General features: G+C 71.5%; 13 protein-coding genes. 5 read left to right on the top strand and 8 right to left on the bottom strand.

Going from position 1 to position 13129, the window contains the following annotated elements:
* Window positions 1-32: 32 nt before the first annotated feature.
* Window positions 33-194 carry a hypothetical protein gene (locus BLT99_RS15440; protein ID WP_157675014.1) on the bottom strand — a complete coding sequence of 54 codons (162 nt, stop codon included), beginning with the start codon at window positions 192-194 and terminating at the stop codon, window positions 33-35.
* Window positions 195-299: 105 nt separating this feature from the next.
* Here BLT99_RS15440 and BLT99_RS15435 point away from each other — a divergent pair, with 105 nt between their 5' ends.
* Complete coding sequence (locus BLT99_RS15435; protein ID WP_229724547.1) at window positions 300-1391, top strand: threonine aldolase family protein; 1092 nt, start codon at window positions 300-302, stop codon at window positions 1389-1391.
* Between the two features lie 129 nt (window positions 1392-1520).
* The gene (locus BLT99_RS15430) at window positions 1521-2111 is read left to right on the top strand and encodes a nitroreductase family protein (protein ID WP_092674411.1); all 591 of its coding nucleotides are present in this window, start codon (window positions 1521-1523) and stop codon (window positions 2109-2111) included.
* 250 nt (window positions 2112-2361) lie between these two features.
* On the opposite strand, the gene BLT99_RS15425 is transcribed toward BLT99_RS15430, so the two are convergent.
* Window positions 2362-3414: a zinc-dependent alcohol dehydrogenase family protein gene (locus BLT99_RS15425; protein WP_092674409.1), complete on the bottom strand. Its 1053-nt coding sequence runs from the start codon at window positions 3412-3414 to the stop codon at window positions 2362-2364.
* A 103-nt stretch (window positions 3415-3517) separates the two neighbouring features.
* On the opposite strand from BLT99_RS15425, the gene BLT99_RS15420 reads away from it, so the two are divergent.
* Both BLT99_RS15420 and BLT99_RS15415 read left to right on the top strand, forming a co-directional pair.
* Window positions 3518-4120, top strand: coding sequence for a hypothetical protein (locus BLT99_RS15420; protein ID WP_092674406.1), 603 nt, complete (start codon window positions 3518-3520; stop codon window positions 4118-4120).
* A gap of 106 nt (window positions 4121-4226) precedes the next feature.
* Complete coding sequence (locus BLT99_RS15415; RefSeq protein ID WP_229724549.1) at window positions 4227-5492, top strand: MFS transporter; 1266 nt, start codon at window positions 4227-4229, stop codon at window positions 5490-5492.
* A gap of 10 nt (window positions 5493-5502) precedes the next feature.
* On the opposite strand, the gene BLT99_RS15410 is transcribed toward BLT99_RS15415, so the two are convergent.
* Together BLT99_RS15410 and BLT99_RS15405 are read right to left on the bottom strand one after the other, a co-directional pair.
* Window positions 5503-7713, bottom strand: coding sequence for an ATP-dependent Clp protease ATP-binding subunit (locus BLT99_RS15410; protein ID WP_092676526.1), 2211 nt, complete (start codon window positions 7711-7713; stop codon window positions 5503-5505).
* Between the two features lie 170 nt (window positions 7714-7883).
* The gene (locus BLT99_RS15405) at window positions 7884-8210 is read right to left on the bottom strand and encodes a hypothetical protein (protein WP_092674402.1); all 327 of its coding nucleotides are present in this window, start codon (window positions 8208-8210) and stop codon (window positions 7884-7886) included.
* 179 nt (window positions 8211-8389) lie between these two features.
* On the opposite strand from BLT99_RS15405, the gene BLT99_RS15400 reads away from it, so the two are divergent.
* Window positions 8390-8908 (top strand): nitroreductase family deazaflavin-dependent oxidoreductase, encoded by a 519-nt coding sequence (locus BLT99_RS15400; RefSeq protein WP_443092858.1) that lies wholly within the window; start codon window positions 8390-8392, stop codon window positions 8906-8908.
* Window positions 8909-8911: 3 nt separating this feature from the next.
* Here BLT99_RS15400 and BLT99_RS15395 read toward each other — a convergent pair whose 3' ends face one another.
* The 4 genes from BLT99_RS15395 to BLT99_RS15380 form a co-directional block, all read right to left on the bottom strand.
* Window positions 8912-10126: an FAD-dependent oxidoreductase gene (locus BLT99_RS15395; protein ID WP_092674397.1), complete on the bottom strand. Its 1215-nt coding sequence runs from the start codon at window positions 10124-10126 to the stop codon at window positions 8912-8914.
* The gene (locus BLT99_RS15390) at window positions 10119-10880 is read right to left on the bottom strand and encodes a methyltransferase domain-containing protein (protein ID WP_229724551.1); all 762 of its coding nucleotides are present in this window, start codon (window positions 10878-10880) and stop codon (window positions 10119-10121) included. Before BLT99_RS15390 ends, BLT99_RS15395 begins: the two co-directional genes overlap by 8 nt.
* A gap of 2 nt (window positions 10881-10882) precedes the next feature.
* The gene (locus BLT99_RS15385; RefSeq protein ID WP_092674392.1) at window positions 10883-12031 is read right to left on the bottom strand and encodes a type III polyketide synthase; all 1149 of its coding nucleotides are present in this window, start codon (window positions 12029-12031) and stop codon (window positions 10883-10885) included.
* A gap of 84 nt (window positions 12032-12115) precedes the next feature.
* Window positions 12116-13108 carry an HAD family hydrolase gene (locus BLT99_RS15380; protein WP_092674390.1) on the bottom strand — a complete coding sequence of 331 codons (993 nt, stop codon included), beginning with the start codon at window positions 13106-13108 and terminating at the stop codon, window positions 12116-12118.
* Between the last annotated feature and the right edge of the window lie 21 nt (window positions 13109-13129).

Raw genomic sequence — 13129 nt, 5'->3', positions numbered from 1 at the left:
GTCGCGCGCTCCCGACCGTCCGGCCTCCGACGTCACTGCGCCGACTGCTCGACGACCACCGAATCGCTGCGGGCACCCGCGTCGGCCCCGCCCCCGACCGCCGGCGTCGTGCAGGCGACGAGCAGGAACACCGCGCCCACGCACAGCGCGAATCCCGCGACGTAGGGGAAGACCGAACCGGAGGAATCGTGCATGCGTCCACGCTTCCGGTCGCCCCCGAGCACGGTCAACCCCTTGCGCGCGGGGTTCACGAGCCGTTCACCGCGGGCCGACCTCTCGCGGTCTGGGAGAATCATCCGGTGACCCACGAGTTCCCGCCCCTGCATGACGCTGCCATCCGCGGCTTCGCCTCCGACAACTACTCCGGCGTGCACCCCGAGGTGCTCGCCGCGATCGCCTCAGCCAACGGCGGCCACCAGGTCGCCTACGGCGACGACGTGTACACCGAGCACCTCCACGAGGTGTTCGCGCGCCACTTCGGCGACCCCGTCGAGGTGTACCCCGTGTTCAACGGCACGGGCGCGAACGTCACGGCGCTGCAGTCGATGCTGCCGCGCTGGGGTGCCGTGATCTCGGCGTCGACCGCGCACATCAACGTCGACGAGGGCGGCGCCCCCGAGCGCGTCGGCGGCATCAAGCTGCTCACCGTGCCGACCGACGACGGCAAGCTGACGCCCGAGCTGGTCGACCGCGAGGCCTGGGGCTGGGGTGACGAGCACCGCGCGCAGCCGCTCGTCGTGTCGATCACGCAGACCACCGAGCTCGGCACCGCGTACTCGGTCGACGAGATCCGGGCGCTCGCCGACCACGCCCACGAGCGCGGCATGCGCCTGCACATGGACGGCGCGCGCATCTCCAACGCCGCGGCATCCCTCGGCCTGCCGCTGCACGCGTTCACGCGCGACGCCGGCGTCGACGTGCTGAGCTTCGGCGGTACCAAGAACGGCGCGCTGCTCGGCGAGGCCATCGTGGTGCTCGACCCCGAGGCATCCGCGGGCCTGAAGTACCTGCGCAAGCTGAACATGCAGCTCTCCTCGAAGATGCGGTTCGTGTCGGCCCAGCTCATCGCGCTGCTCGACGGCGACCTCTACCTGCGCAACGCGTCGCACTCGAACGCCATGGCGCGTCGCCTCCGCGACGCGCTCGACGCCGGCATCGCGGCGGGTGAGCTTCCCGGCCTGTCGTTCACCCAGGCCACCCAGTCGAACGGCGTCTTCGCCGTGCTGCCCGCGGGCGTCGCCGACCGCCTGCGCGACCGCGGCTTCAAGTTCTACGACTGGGATGCCGCGCGCAACGAGGTGCGCTGGATGTGCTCGTTCGACACGACCGAGGCCGACATCGACGCGTTCGTCGCGGGGATCCGCGAGGAGTTGGCGCGCGTCGCGAGCTGACCCCTGCGCGCGTAAGCGCGTGGGCGCGTCACCGGGCGTCACACGCTCGGAATACTCCGAGGAAAGATGCGTTGCAATGGATCGGGCCGACGGCGTCCCCGACCAGCACCATCCACGAAAGGCACGCTCATGACCCTTCTCGACCTCGCCTCGCGCCACGCCGACACCGACGCCCCGCTCATCACCCCCCTCGTCGAGCGCTGGAGCCCCCGCGCCTACGACCCCGCCGCCGAGCTCACCGACGACGACGTGCGCACCCTGCTCGAGGCCGCGCGCTGGGCGCCGTCGGCGAACAACGTGCAGCCGTGGCGCTTCATCGTCGCCCGGCGCGGCACCGAATCGTTCACGACGATCCACGACGCGCTCATGGGCTTCAACCAGGCGTGGGCCGACTCGGCCGCCGCCCTCATCGTCAACATCGCCGAGGTCGCCGACGAGGCCGGCGCGCCGCGCCCGTGGGCCAAGTACGACCTCGGCCAGGCCGTCGCACACCTGTCGGTGCAGGCCCAGCACGACGGTCTCCACACGCACCAGATGGGCGGCTTCGACGCCGCGCGCCTCGCTTCGGAGTTCGGACTGGCCGACGGCCTCGAGGTCGTCTCGATCACGGCGGTCGGCAAGGTCGGCGACGCCGCCGCGCTGCCCGAGCCGCTCCGCGAGCGCGAGGTCGCACCCCGCAGCCGCAAGCCGCTCGACGAGCTGGTCATCGCCGCAGCCTGAGTCGGGCGCGAGGCCGGGCACGCATGAGGTGACGCGAAACGCGGTTCGACCGCCGCGGGAAGAGCGTTTCGCGTCACCTCCCGTTTCGGCGCAGCCCAGGCCCCGACGCCGGGCACGCACGAGGTGACGCGGAACGCGGTTCCTCGCCGTGGGAAGCGCAGTTCGCGTCACTTCGCCGGGCTGCTCCGTGGGCGGGGCGGGCGCGATCTGCTCGGTGGGCGGGGCGGGCGCGCCATCCGCTCGGCGCGGCTCAGGGCCGCAGCAGCACCTTGGTCGCCCGCCGCTCGTCCATCCCGGCGTAGGCCTCGGCCGCCTGCGACAGCGGCAGCTCGAGGTCGAAGACGCGGCCCGGCCGGATGGCGCCCGAGCGCACGTCGTCCATCAGCTCGTCGATGTACCCGCGCACCGGCGCGACGCCGCCGTTGACGCCGACGTTCCGGTTGAACATCTGGCGGACGGGCAGCTCGGGCCCGCCGTTGGGGACGCCGACGAAGCCGACCATGCCGCCCGGCCGCGCCGAGCGCAGCGCCTGGTCCATCGACTCCTTCGTGCCGACGCACTCGAGCACGCGGTCGGCGCCGATTCCGCCGGTCAGGTCCTGCACGGCGGCGACGCCCTCGTCGCCGCGCTCCTCGACGATGTGCGTCGCACCGAACTCCCGAGCGAGCGCCTGACGATCGGCATGCCGGGACATCGCGATGATGGTCGTCGCACCGAGCCGCTTGGCCGCGATGATCGCGCACAGCCCGACCGCGCCATCCCCGACCACCGCGACGGAGTCGCCCGGGCCGACGCCGGCCGATACCGCCGCGTGGTGGCCGGTGCCCATCACGTCGCTGAGGGTCAGCAGGCCGGGGATCTCGTCGTCGCCCACCGGCCCCGGCACGACGGCGAGCGTCCCGTCGGCGAGCGGGACACGCACGCGCTCGCCCTGCCCGCCGTCGGCGAAGCCGCCCGAGCGGTCGGAGCCGCCCCACCAGCTGCCCTGCACGCAGGACGTGCTCACGCCGTTGCGGCAGTTCACGCACGTGCCATCGCACACGTAGAACGGCGCGATCACGAAGTCGCCGGTCTTCACGTGCTCCACATCGGCGCCGACCGATTCGACGACGCCCACGAACTCGTGGCCGATCCGGTGCGGGGCGTCGGTGGGCGTGACGCCACGGTACGGCCACAGGTCGGAGCCGCACACGCAGGCGGCGACGACGCGCACGATCGCATCGGCGCCGCTGCCGGAGAGTTCGGGGTCGGGCACCTCCTCGACGCGGATGTCACGGGCGGCGTGGATCACGGTGGCGAGCATGCCTCCGAGCCTACGCGTCATGAGGGCCCCCATTCTGGGGTGACCGCACCGGAGCGATCGGAGTAGGTTGCGGGCGACCCGGCGTGAACGACTGGGGATCCCCATGAATCGCAAGGGCCTCGTCGCGGGCATCGCGGCGGCATCCGCTCTCGGCCTGCTCGTCGCCTCGCCGGCGACCGCAGCACCGCCCATCGTCGATCACTGGACCGACCACATCGAGCACATCGAGCAGGACGAGCACGAGAACTGGTGCGACGGTTCCGACGGCTCGGTCGTCGTTCCGTTCGACGTGCTCTACACCGAGGACGCCTCCGGGACGTTCATCTTCGGCCAACGAGGCAGCACGGGCCTTTACTACGGCGGGTCCACCTTCCGGAGCGAGTTCTCGTGGACCAACACGGAGAACGGGCGGACGTACACGGCGATCTCCCGAGGGACCGACCGCGACCTGCATATCACCGACAACGGCGATGGCACGATCACGATCGAGGGCGTCAGCACCGGGCCCACGACGTACTACGCCGACGACGGGTCCCGCTTCAAGGATGTCGGCCGCAACCTCTACACGATCGTCATCGACGTGAACGGCACACCCGGGAATCCCGACGACGACGAGTTCGTCGAGTTCATCGGCAACGACGCCCGAGGCCAGTTCGACACCGCCGAGCGCGACTTCTGCGCCGACATCATCGAGTTCATCGGCTGACCGCCGGCGCCGCGAACCCGACCATCGCGGCATCCGCTTGGTGAGATGAGCGGATGCCGCGCAGTCGCGCCCGCGGCATGTCGGCGGTGTCCGACAGAATGCTCTGGTGGTCGGCATCGGCAGCTTCTGGCGCGCACTCCCCGTCGAGGGCAGGTGGCTCCTCTCGACCGTCGCGATCCAGACGCTCGGTCGCGGGCTGACGCTGCCCTTCACGGTCATCTACCTGCACGAGGTTCGCGGCTTCGACCTCGGGCTCTCGGGCGCGCTCATGAGCCTGATCGCGATCACGGGCCTCATCGTGACGGGCCCCGGCGGCGTGCTCATCGATCGATACGGCGCGCGCGCGGTGCTGCTCGGTGGGCTGACCGCGATGATCGCCGGCTGCACGCTGCTGGCGTTCGCGACGCATCCGGCGGTCGCGGCGGTCGCGCTCGTCCTGATGGGCGTGAACTTCGGCGTGTCCTGGCCGGGCTTCAACGCGCTGGTCGCCACCGTGGTCGATGGCGACCTCCGGCAGCAGTACTTCGGCGTGAACTTCGCCCTCGTCAACCTCGGCATCGGCGTGGGCGGCATCCTCGGCGGGTTCTACGTCGACGTCGGCGCCCCCGAGACCTTCACGGTGATCTTCCTGGTCGACGCGGCCAGCAGCCTGGTCCCGATGGCCCTCCTGCTCGGTCCGCTCCGGCACGTGCGTCCGCGTGCCGCCGAGGCGACCGAGGAGGCGCCCGAGGCGGGCAGCTACCGCGAGCTCCTCCGCCGACCCGCGGTCGTGTGGCTCACCCTGCTCACGTTCCTCGCGATGTTCATCGGGTACGGCCAGATGGAGGCCGGATTCCCGGCGTTCGCCCGGCAGGTCGCCGAGGTCTCGACGCGGGTGATCGGCTTCTCGTTCGCCGTGAACACCGCGGTCATCGTCCTGCTGCAGTTCGCCGTCCTCAAGCGCATCAGCGGCCGGCGCCGAACCCGAGTCATGATGGTGATGGCGACCGTCTGGGCCGGCTCGTGGCTGCTGCTCGGCGCCACCGGCCTCCTTCCGGGCAGCCTCGCGGCCGCGATCGGCGTCCTCGCGTTCATGGGAGTCTTCGCGTTCGGCGAGACGCTGCTCCAGCCGACGGTGCCGGCGATGTACAACGACCTCGCCACCGACCGCAATCGGGGCCGCATCAACGCCATCAACTCCGCCGCGTTCCAGGGCGGTGCCATCACCGGGCCGATCGTGGCCGGCCTGCTGCTCGACCTCGACCTGCAGGCTTGGTATATCGCCGTCATGGTGCTCGGATGCGTCGGCATCGGCGTGCTCGCGTCCGTGCTCGAGCGGCGCGTGTCGCCCGCGGTCAACGGCGTGACGGTACCCGCCGACGTCGCGGAGTAGCGGCCTCTGCTTACTCCTCGATGATCTCGGCGTCGATCACGTCGTGGTCGCCGCCCTCGGGCGCCTCTCCGGGCTCGGGCGCGCGCACGACCTCGAGGTGGTCTCCGCTCGGAGCGAGCCCGACCACGACGGTGTCGCCGTCGCGGATGTCGCCGGCGAGCAGCGACCGTGCGAGCCGGTCGGCGACCTCGGTCTGGATGAGCCGCCTGAGCGGACGCGCTCCATACAACGGGTCGTACCCGCGCTCGGACAGCCAGGTGCGCGCGTCGGGAGTGACGCCGAGCTCGAGCCGCCGCTCGTGCAGCCGCGCCGTCAGCCGGTCGATCTGCAGGTTCACGATCTCGCCGAGCTCGTCCTGGCTGAGGGCCGAGAACACGACGAGGTCGTCGAGCCGGTTCACGAACTCGGGCTTGAACGCCTGCCGCACGGCCGCCATGACGGCCTGCTCCTTGTCGGTCCACGACAGCGACGGGTCGATGAGGTATTGCGAGCCGAGGTTCGACGTAAGGACGAGGATGACGTTCCGGAAGTCGACCGTCCGGCCCTGGCCGTCGGTCAGCCGGCCGTCGTCGAGCACCTGCAGCAGCACGTCGAACACCTCGGGGTGCGCCTTCTCGACCTCGTCGAGCAGGATCACCGAGTACGGGCGACGGCGCACGGCCTCGGTGAGCTGGCCGCCCTGCTCGTAGCCGATGTACCCGGGCGGCGCGCCGACGAGGCGGGAGACGGTGTGCTTCTCGCCGTACTCCGACATGTCGATGCGCACCATGGCGTGCTCGTCGTCGAAGAGCACGGCGGCGAGCGCCTTCGCGAGCTCGGTCTTGCCGACGCCGGTCGGGCCGAGGAACAGGAACGAGCCGGTCGGCCGGTCGGGGTCGGAGACGCCGGCACGGGCGCGGCGCACGGCGTCGGCGACCGCGGCGACCGCGTCGCGCTGGCCGATCACGCGACGGCCGAGCTCCTGCTCGAGATGCAGCAGCTTCTCGGTCTCGCCCTGCATGAGCCGCCCGACGGGGATGCCGGTCCACTGCGCGATGACGGCCGCGATGTCCTCCTCGGTGACCTGCTCGTTGACCATGCGCGGCTCGTCGGGCGCCTGCTCGGCGCGCTCGGCCTCGTCGAGGTCGCGCTGCAGTTGCGCGATCGTCTCGTACTCGAGCCGCGACGCGGTGGCGTAGTCGGCCTCGCGCATGGCGCGGTCGCGCTGGGTGATGGCCTCGTCGAGGCGCTTCTTCAGCTCACCGACGCGGTTCAGCGACATCCGCTCGCGTGACCAGCGCTCCTCGAGCTGCACGAGCTCGCGCTCCTGCTCCTGGAGGGTCTCGCGGAGGCGCTCGAGGCGCTCCTTCGAGGCCTCGTCCTTCTCGCGCTTGAGCGCGAGCTCCTCGAGCTTGAGGCGGTCGACCTGTCGCTTGAGCTGGTCGATCTCGACCGGGCTCGAGTCGATCTCCATTTTCAGTCGCGACATCGCCTCGTCGATGAGGTCGATCGCCTTGTCGGGCAGCTGGCGGGCCGAGATGTATCGGTTCGACATGGATGCCGCGGCGACGAGCGCGCCATCCGTGATGGTGACTCCGTGGTGCGCCTCGTAGCGTCCCTTGAGGCCGCGCAGGATCGCGACCGTGTCCTCGACGGACGGCTCACCTACGAACACCTGCTGGAAGCGTCGCTCGAGCGCGGCATCCTTCTCGATGTACTCGCGGTACTCGTCGAGCGTGGTCGCGCCGATGAGCCGCAGCTCGCCGCGCGCGAGCATGGGCTTGAGCATGTTGGACGCTGCGACCGAGCCCTCGCCGCCGCCCGCGCCCATGAGCAGGTGCAGCTCGTCGACGAACGTGATGATGCGACCCTCGGCCTCATTGATCTCCTTGAGCACCGCCTTGAGGCGCTCCTCGAACTGGCCGCGGTACATGGCTCCGGCGACGAGCGCCGAGATGTCGAGCGCGACGAGCTGCTTGTCCTTGAGCGAGTCGGCGACGTCGCCGGCCACGATGCGCTGAGCGAGCCCCTCGACGACGGCCGTCTTGCCGACGCCCGGCTCGCCGATGAGCACGGGGTTGTTCTTGGTGCGCCGGGTCAGCACCTGGCTGACGCGGCGGATCTCGGCGTCGCGCCCGATGACCGGGTCGAGCTTGCCCTGCTTGGCGATCTCGGTGAGGTTGACGCCGTACTGTTCGAGCGCCGACTTCTGCTCTTCCTGCGAGCTCGGCGCGCCCTGCATGTTGGCCACGGAGTTCCCTTCTTCAAACTTGAGCCTACTACGCTCAACTTCCCCGAAGGGGCCGGTATTCCGGATGTCGCGCACTCGTGTACTGCTCGCGCGGGCCGGTCCGCTCCCCGCTCCTCACGCTAGACGGATGCCGCGGGGCTGTCGACGGTGCGTTCCCGTACCTAGTCCGACTCGCCGGGGGCGAGGCCCGCCTCCTCCTGCGGTGAGTCCGCATCGGCCGCGCGGGCACGGTCGGCCACGACCTCGCCGGCACCCGCGCGGGAGCCGCCCGCGGCATCCGTCTCATCGACCGGGCCGCCGTCGACAAGGCCGGAGTGATCCTCCTCGCGACCGTCGTACGCGTCGCCGGCCTCATCGGCGCCCGCGGCGTCGCGCTGCCTGCCGTTCGCGCCGCCCACGATCCCGTCGCCGAACGCTGCCTGCTGCGCGGTCCCCATGGCCGCGGCCGCCTCGTCGGGCCGCTCGCCCGTGCCGCTCGTCCTGCCCATGTCCGTTCCTTTCCGTTCACGGATGCGGCCAGCGTAGGCAGCCCTGGACCATCCCGCGCGGGGGTTGCGCGCACGTCGCGCGGCCCATCGACGCGCGGATGTCCCGGGTCGCCGTCGGACGCGTCACGACAGTCGATAGGGGTCGCGCGACCCCCGCACCCGCCACATCGGTCGTCACGGTGAGCGCGACGACCGGGAATCCCGGCGCGCACCCGCGCGTTGGCGTCGTCAAGGACCCGAACGAGGAGGAACGGATGCCGCTGCAGGGCGAGTACGCGCCGAGCACGTCGAAGTGGGCGCGCGACCAGGCCGAGACCTACGAGGCGACCGGAGGTCGCGAGGCGAGCACGCTGCGCGGCAGGCCCGTCATCGTGCTGACGACGGTCGGCGCGAAGAGCGGCAAGCTGCGCAAGACGGCGCTCATGCGCGTCGAGCACGAGGGCGAGTACGCGGTCGTGGCCTCGCAGGGCGGCGAGCCGGAGCATCCCGCGTGGTACTTCAACATCGTGAAGCAGCCGCACGTCGAGCTGCAGGACGGCGATGTCCGCCGCGACTACCTGGCCCGCGAGGTGACGGGCGACGAGAAGGCGGCGTGGTGGCAGCGGGCGACCGAGGTCTGGCCCCCGTACGACGACTATCAGGCGAAGACCGACCGCCAGATCCCGATCTTCGTGCTGACGCCGATCGACGTCACCTGAGGCTCACAGCCACTGCATGGTGAAGGCGCGCGCGAGCACTCCGCGCAGGCCCGGGAGCGCGAGTACCCGCACGGCAGCGTTGCGCGTGCGCAGCCGCAGGCCCGACGCCGGCGCGCCCATCCGCATGTTGAACGCCGCTTGACGGGTCGCGCGCAGCGCGGCCGCACGGCGCGAGCGGTCGTAGGCCTCGAACACGTCGATGGGCGCCCCCGCGGCGAGCGCGCGCGCCAGTTCGCGGTCGAGGTGCACGGCGTCGATCCACCCGAGGTTCATGCCCTGCCCGCCGATCGGGCTGATCTCGTGCGCCGCGTCGCCGACGAGCGCGACACGGCCCGCCGCGATCGGGCGGGCCAGGTGCTGGGCGGCCTCGAACGCGGTGGGCGCGCCCGCGCCGTCCGTGGAGAACGCGGCCCCGGTGCGGGTCGCGACGATGGTCGCCATCGCGGTCGCGTCGAGTTCGGTCGGCGGGCGGCGCACCCACGCGACCCAGCGACGCCGGCCGCCGGGCATCGGGAACGACTCGACGACCCCGGCGGGCTCGAAGTGCAGCAGCGCGCTCTGCCGCGCATCGGTGTCGTCGACGGTGTCGCACATCACGTAGCTCGCGCGTCCGCCGCGGCGGTGCCAGTCGGCGCCCATGAGCGAGCGGATGCCGCTGCGCACGCCGTCGGCCCCGACCGCGTAGCGCGCGGCCACCCCGACCGACTCGCCCGCCGACGTGCCGCGCACGACGACGTGCGTCCCGCGGTCCCGGATCGTGGAGACCTCGACGCCGCGTCGCATGCGCACCGACGGTGCCGTCGCGAGCCGGTCCTCGAGCATCGCCTCGACCTCGCGCTGCGGCAGCGAGCGCACGAGGCCCGCATTCGGGAACCGCATCGCGCCGAGCGTGCGGCCCTCGCACGTGACGCGGCCGTCTCGGATCTCGACGGCTCGCCGGCGCACCTCGTCGCCGATGCCCGCGACGTCGAGCGCCCGGAGTCCGGGCGGGTGGATGCCGATCGCCCGCGAGGATGCGGTCGGCGGCGGCGGAGTGGGCCGGCGCTCGAGCACGACCACGTCGAGCCCGCGCCGCGCGAGCAGGCAGGCGAGCAGCAGCCCGACCGATCCGGCGCCCACGACCGCGACGTCGTGGATGCGGCCGCCGTCGTGGCCGTCGCCATCGCCGTCGGTCCTCGCCGCAGCGCTGGCCGACACGGAGGCCGCCTCGTCACTCATCGGCGATCTCGTTGCCCCAGACGAGCTCGAGCCGCGACGGGAACCCGCGCTTGACGCGCCATCCGCTCGGGATCGCCGCGGCCAGTTCGGACGCCGTGTGGCTGCGCCGGATCGACGTGAGTCCATCGGGACGGATGAACGAGCCGGCCAGCGCGTTCCACGCGAACGGCAGGGTCGCCGCCCAGAAGCCGAGGTACGCGGCCCGGCTGCGCTCGATGTCGCCGTGCACGCCGATGCCGCCCGGCGCCACGAGCCGCTCGGTGTCGGCCAGGAGCGCGCCGAGCTCGGTCGGCGTGAGGTGGTGCAGCACGTGGTTCGACCACACCACGTCGAAGGTCTCGCCCTCGGCGACGAGTTCGGCCGTGGTCGCGACGCGCGCGCGGAACCGCGGGCTCGCGTGCCGCGAGGCGTAGCGGACGGCGCGCTCGTCGGGGTCGATCGCGACGACCTCGAGCCGAAGCCCGTCGCGTTCGGCGTGCCGGAGGATCTCGCGCGGCAGGTCGCCGCCGCCTGCGCCGACGTCGAGCATGCGCGCCGCATGCGTGGTCGCGAGCCGCGGTCGCACCCACTCCTCGTACACCGCGGCCGGGCGGGACACGATGCGGTTCACGGGTCCGAAGCGGTGGTACGTGCGATCCATCGCGACCCGGTCGGCCCCGGGATCGTCCATGAGCTCGCGCGCCGACTCGTCGCGGCGGTCCATCGTGGCCAGAGCGTGCAGCAGACCCGGCTGGGCCGCGGCGGGAGGGGCCATCCTCAGCCCTTCACCGTCATGAGCGCCGACTCGACGGTGAGCCCGGGTCCGAAGGCCATCGCCGCGACCCGGTCGCCGTCGGACGATGACGACTGGTCGAGGATGTAGCGCAGCACGAACAGCACGGTGGCGCTCGACATGTTGCCGAAGTCGCGCAGCGTCGACCGGGCCGGCACGAGCTGCGCCTCGGACAGTTGCAGCCGCGACTCGACCTTGTCGAGGATGCTGCGCCCGCCGGGATGGATCGCCCAGTGCTCGACGTGCTCGCCCGCGACGTCGGTCGCGAGCGCCTCGGCCAGGTGCGCGTCGGGCGCGAACAGCGGCTCGAGTGCGCCCGTGATGTGGTCGTCGATGATGGCCGGCACCGCGTTGGAGAGCACCATCTCGAAGCCGTGGTCGCCGATCTTCCACGCCATGTCGCCTTCGCCGACCGGGGTGATCCGGGTCTCGAAGCGGTCGAGCGCGAGGGCCCGCTCGCCGGCCTCGAGTGGACGGGAGGTGACGATGCCGGCGCCCGCGCCGTCGGCGAACAGCGATGACGCGACGATGGTGTCGGGATCGTTCGACGAGCGCAGGTGCAGCGTGCACAGCTCGACGCTGACCACGAGCACGACCGCGTCGGGGTCGGCCTCGCAGAACTGCACCGCGTTCCGCAGCGCCGGCATCGACGCGTAGCATCCCATGAACCCGAGGTGGTACCGCTGCACCGCGGGCCCGAGCCCGAGGTCGCGCACGAGCATGTAGTCGGGGCCCGGCGCGTAGAAGCCCGTGCACGACACGGTCACGACGTGCGTGATGTCGGATGCCTCGATCCCCGGGGTCGCGGCGATCGCCGCGCGGCCCGCCTCGAGGTACAGCTTCGTGGCCTCGGTCGCGTAGATCTCGTTGCGCGCCTTGGTGCCCGGAAGCATCAGCTCGCCCGTGGAACGATCGAAGAAGATCGGGTCGTCGCCGCGATCGTCGAACGTGAGCTCCTCGAGCACGGTGTAGCGCCGTTCGATGCCCGACACGTCGAAGGACGTGCCGATGATCCGCTGCGCGAGCCGGTTGAGCCCCGGCTGATCGCGGAACACGTCGCGCACCGCCTCCTGCGGCAGGATGGTCGGCGGCACGACGGTGGACAGCCCGCGCAGGTGCACCCCCGCGCTCATGCCGCCGGCCTCGGGTCGGTTCGTCGCTGCGGCATGGGTGCCCCCTCTCCCGCTTGCAGACTAACCACCGGGAGCCGAGGCGGTCTAGGGAGCCCCGCTGGGTGTCTGCTGGGGACTCGGCCGCTCACCCGGCTCGGTCTCGGTCTCCGCATCCGTGTCGGGGAGGACCTCGGACCAGTCGTCCTTCACGCTCACGACGACGAGCCCGTGCTCGTCGGCTTCGCGCAGCGCCCGTTCGGCGCCGATGTCGTAGGCCTCATCCCCCCGAGCGCCGTCGTCGTCGTGGTGGATCAGCAGGCCGAGCGATCGAGGCGAGCGCGTCGTGTAGCGGAGCATCGGCAGGTCGCCGTCGGAGTTGCCGGCGGCGAGGATGGGACGCCGGCCCACGTTCGCGTAGATGCGAACCGGCTTCTGGGTGCCGTCGTCGATGATCTCGAACCGGCCGCCGTACCGGAGCTCGTTCGCGTCTGCGTCGTACTCGACCCCGACGGCGGAGCCGATCACCTGGTCGATCGGGATGCCGTAGTACTCGGCGCTGATGGGACGCATGAGGTCGCGATCCCCGCCGGAGACCAGATAGCAGGTGAAGCCGTGGTCCTCGAGATGGCGCAGGAGCTCGTGCATCGGCTGGTACACCGTGCGCTCGTACGGACGATCGAGCGCCGGGTGCCGCTCGCGTCGGTAGAACTCCATGGCCTCCGCGTGGTATTCATCGACGCGCCGATCGCTGACGGTCGACAGGATGGCGTCCATCACGAGGTCCATGTCGTGATCGTCCCCGGCGTGGTGGTGCTCGATCGCCCGGCGGAACCACGCGTCGTCACGATCGACCGCGGCACGGTACGGCTCCCGCTCCTTCAGCGACGGGTCGGCCTCGACCTCTGCGCGCCACTGATCGATGACGAAGTGCAGCTGCGTCGGGACGGGCTTCTCCACCCAGAGCGTGCCGTCGTTGTCGAAGACGGCGATGCGCTCCTCCTCGGGGAGCGCATCGGGCCCTTCGCAGACCGAAGCCACGAACCGGAGGATCGCCTCGCGAGCCGGACCGTCGTTCCACGACGGGAGCGCTCTCGTCATGGGCGCCAGACTAGCCGAGCA

Source organism: Agromyces flavus (assembly GCF_900104685.1).
Classification (GTDB): domain Bacteria; phylum Actinomycetota; class Actinomycetes; order Actinomycetales; family Microbacteriaceae; genus Agromyces; species Agromyces flavus.
This window is presented reverse-complemented; position numbering and strand designations above follow the sequence as displayed.